The sequence below is a fragment of the Mycobacterium angelicum genome (assembly GCF_002086155.1).
GTDB classification, from domain to species: domain Bacteria; phylum Actinomycetota; class Actinomycetes; order Mycobacteriales; family Mycobacteriaceae; genus Mycobacterium; species Mycobacterium angelicum.
This window is the reverse complement of the sequence record NZ_MVHE01000477.1, coordinates 1-224: the sequence shown is the minus strand read 5'-3', so window position 1 is coordinate 224 and position 224 is coordinate 1. Positions and strand designations below refer to the sequence as shown.

Here is a 224-nt window from a genome sequence, read left to right as displayed (position 1 = left end):
GCCAGCACGCAGCTGCCCACGCCGTGCCACTCCCTCCCGCCGGGCAGCGAACATCCCGGTGGCCACCTTGGTCGCTGCGGTGACAGCGGCCAGGGCCAGCGCTACCGGAAGCATTGAAACGAGCTTTCCCGGGTCAACCGACAGGCCGATTCCCAGGAAGAAGATCGTGGCGAACAAGTCACGCAGCGGAGTCAGCACCATGCGTGCCCGGTCTGCGGTCTCCC

1 protein-coding gene is annotated in these 224 nt (G+C 67.4%); it reads right to left on the bottom strand.

Annotated features, from left to right (window positions below):
- Nucleotides 1-224 (bottom strand): cation:proton antiporter domain-containing protein (locus BST12_RS30330; protein ID WP_211281454.1); only part of this gene is annotated, 224 nt, incomplete at both ends.